This is a genomic window from Promicromonospora sp. NPDC060204 (assembly GCF_042728455.1).
Classification (GTDB): domain Bacteria; phylum Actinomycetota; class Actinomycetes; order Actinomycetales; family Cellulomonadaceae; genus Promicromonospora.
In genome coordinates this window covers 1-2572 of record NZ_JBHWZO010000428.1, presented here as the reverse complement: position 1 = coordinate 2572, position 2572 = coordinate 1, and the positions used below count along the sequence as shown (strand labels likewise).

General features: G+C 71.5%; 2 protein-coding genes and 1 pseudogene. All 3 read right to left on the bottom strand.

Annotated features, from left to right (window positions below; all coding sequences use genetic code 11):
* Positions 1-201 (bottom strand): annotated as a pseudogene (locus ACFWEJ_RS28365) (serine O-acetyltransferase); the annotation flags it as partial.
* On the bottom strand, positions 201-1136 hold the full coding sequence (gene cysK, locus ACFWEJ_RS28360) for a cysteine synthase A (protein WP_377232500.1): 936 nt from the start codon (positions 1134-1136) through the stop codon (positions 201-203). The gene cysK and the pseudogene ACFWEJ_RS28365, both read right to left, overlap by 1 nt.
* Positions 1137-1607: 471 nt before the next feature.
* Positions 1608-2372, bottom strand: a complete 765-nt coding sequence (locus tag ACFWEJ_RS28355; protein ID WP_377232499.1) for a lytic polysaccharide monooxygenase — start codon at positions 2370-2372, stop codon at positions 1608-1610.
* Between the last annotated feature and the right edge of the window lie 200 nt (positions 2373-2572).

Below are 2572 nucleotides of genomic sequence, written 5' to 3'. Positions count from 1 at the left end.
CGCGAGCTGCGAGAGCAGCCGCGCGGGCAGGCGCAGGGCCGGTACCCGCCAGAGCCGGTGCGCCGCGCGGTGCGCCCAGAGGGCGTGCACGCCCGGGTAGGCGAGCGCGACCTCCAGGCGCGACCGTGCGGCGGGGTCGTGGGCGCGCGCGGCGTCGAGGTCCTCGGACAGGACCCCGAGCAGCCCGCGCCCCTTCGCCATCAGTCGACCAGACCCTCGAACAGCGGCGTGGACAGGTAGCGCTCGCCGAAGTCGGGGATGATCACGACGATCGTCTTGCCGGCGTTCTCCGGGCGCTTCGCGACCTCCAGGGCGGCCGAGAGCGCGGCGCCGGACGAGGTGCCGACCAACAGGCCCTCCTCCTTGGCGGCGCGGCGGGCGGCGTCGATCGCGGTGGCGAGGTTGACGTCGATGACCTCGTCGTAGACCTCGCGGTCCAGGATGTCGGGCACGAAGTTGGCGCCGATGCCCTGGATCTTGTGCGGGCCGGGCTGGCCGCCGTTCAGGATCGGCGACTCCTCGGGCTCGACCGCGATGACCTTGACCTCGGGCTTGCGCTCCTTGAGCACCTGGCCGACGCCGGTGATGGTGCCGCCCGTGCCGATGCCGGCGACGAGGATGTCGACGGCGCCGTCGGTGTCCGCCCAGATCTCCTCGGCGGTCGTGGCGCGGTGGATCGCCGGGTTGGCGGCGTTCGCGAACTGGCGGGCCAGCACGGCGCCCGGACGCTCCTGCGCGATCTTCTCGGCGGCGGCCACGGCGCCCTTCATGCCCTCGGCACCCGGCGTGAGCACCAGCTCGGCGCCGTAGGCGCGCAGCAGGGCGCGGCGCTCCTTGGACATGGTCTCCGGCATCGCCAGGACCACCTTGTAACCGCGGGCCGCGCCCACCCAGGCGAGGGCGATGCCCGTGTTGCCCGAAGTGCCCTCGACGATCGTGCCGCCCTCCTTGAGCTCACCGGACGCCTCGGCGGCGTTGATGATGGACACGCCGATGCGGTCCTTCACGGAGTTGGCGGGGTTGTAGAACTCGAGCTTGCCGAGAACCGTCGCCTCGAGGCCGTCGGTCAGACGGTTGAGCTTGACCAGTGGTGTGTTGCCGATGAGCTTGGTCGCGTCGTCGTAGATGCGGGCCATTGTTCTTCCTTCGCTGGGTGGCGGGTCTGGCTTGGGTGGTGCGCTGCCCGACGTCGGCGCCCCGGTCGTGCGGGTGCGCGCCTCGGAGCCGGCGTCGAGCGTCTGGGGCTGGTGTCGGGGCCGGAGCGTCCCGCTGGCGGCCTGGCCACGCGGACGGTGCCGGCGTGGTCTGGCGCGTGCGGACGCTCTACAGACAGCCTCGGGGGCAGCGGCCGGTCTCGCACATCGGGCGTGCGGCGACGGCGACGGGACGGTCGGGGAGTGCGGAGCGCACGGTGCTCAAGACGTCCTCCCTGCGTGTGGCGACCGTGTGGTCGCGCGGCTGCGTGTCACGTGTCGAGCGACTGGCTCGACTCGTGCAGGTTACGCGGGCAGCCACTGTGAGACAAGATCTGTCTCAGGTATCGATCATGTCGATGCTTTGCGCTTGCTTGCCCCGCTCACGAGCGAGGCAAGCAAGCAGGTGAGCGATCAGGCGGCGATCTGTCCCAGCCGGAACGCCGTGGTCACCGGCGTGCCCGCCGTGGCGAACACGGAGCCGCCCTCGGCGGCGGCGCCGCCGATGTTGATGTCCGAGCACAGGTAGTAGGGCTGGTCGAGGTGAGAGGCCTGCCAGATCGTGTACAGCACGGCACGGCCGCTGTACCCGGTGAGGTCGACGTCGGTCTCGTACGTGCCCTGCGAGGGGTACGGGTCGGTCTCCTGGACCAGGTCGAGGTCGTCCCAGCCGAGCGCCTCCGTGGTCGGGTCGAAGCCCGGCTTGGAGACGTAGATGCGCAGGTAGTCGGCGCCGTGCCGGGCCTGGTCGGTCAGGGTGAGGTGGAACTGCTGCGGCACGTCCTTGGCCACCCACGCGCCCGGGGTGTCGAGGTAGTCGTAGCGCGGGGACTGGGTGCGGCCGCCCGAGCAGAGCTGACCGTCGGGGATGACGGCCTCGTGGTTGCCGCCGACGTTCTCGCGGTACAGGCCGTTCCAGTTCCACATGGCGTTGGGGTCGGCCTGCCAGGCGCCCCAGCACATGGGGTCGAGCTCGGCCATCTCGGGGTTGAGGTGGTCGCTGCCCCAGCGCTCGAAGCAGCCGTAGTTGCGGGTGGGCGGGTCGGTCACCGAGCCGTGGGCGGCGGCCGGCGTCGCCGTGACGGTGTCGGCCGCGACGACGGCGACCATCGCGAAGGGCGCGACCAGCGCCATGGTGACGGCCAGCGTGAGACTGCGCGCGTGCGCACGGATGGACATGGGTTCCTCCAGGTGCTCGGGCGGGTGCGCCTGGCGGGGCCCGCCACGGCGCGTGCAGGAACCACTGTCCGGAGGCGCGGCCGGCGAGACCACGGGGTGAAACGGTTAAGGCTGCGACGCCTGCGTCACGGGGGCTCCGGGGAAGTGGTTGCGCAGCCGAGGGGGTAACGCTGAGCTAGCAGTGCTACCTCGTCGAGTTT

Bases quoted from the DNA above. Each gene is read 5' to 3' on its own strand.
- cysK (WP_377232500.1), bottom strand. From the start codon at position 1,136: ATGGCCCGCATCTACGACGACGCGACCAAGCTCATCGGCAACACACCA.
- ACFWEJ_RS28355 (WP_377232499.1), bottom strand. From the start codon at position 2,372: ATGTCCATCCGTGCGCACGCGCGCAGTCTCACGCTGGCCGTCACCATG.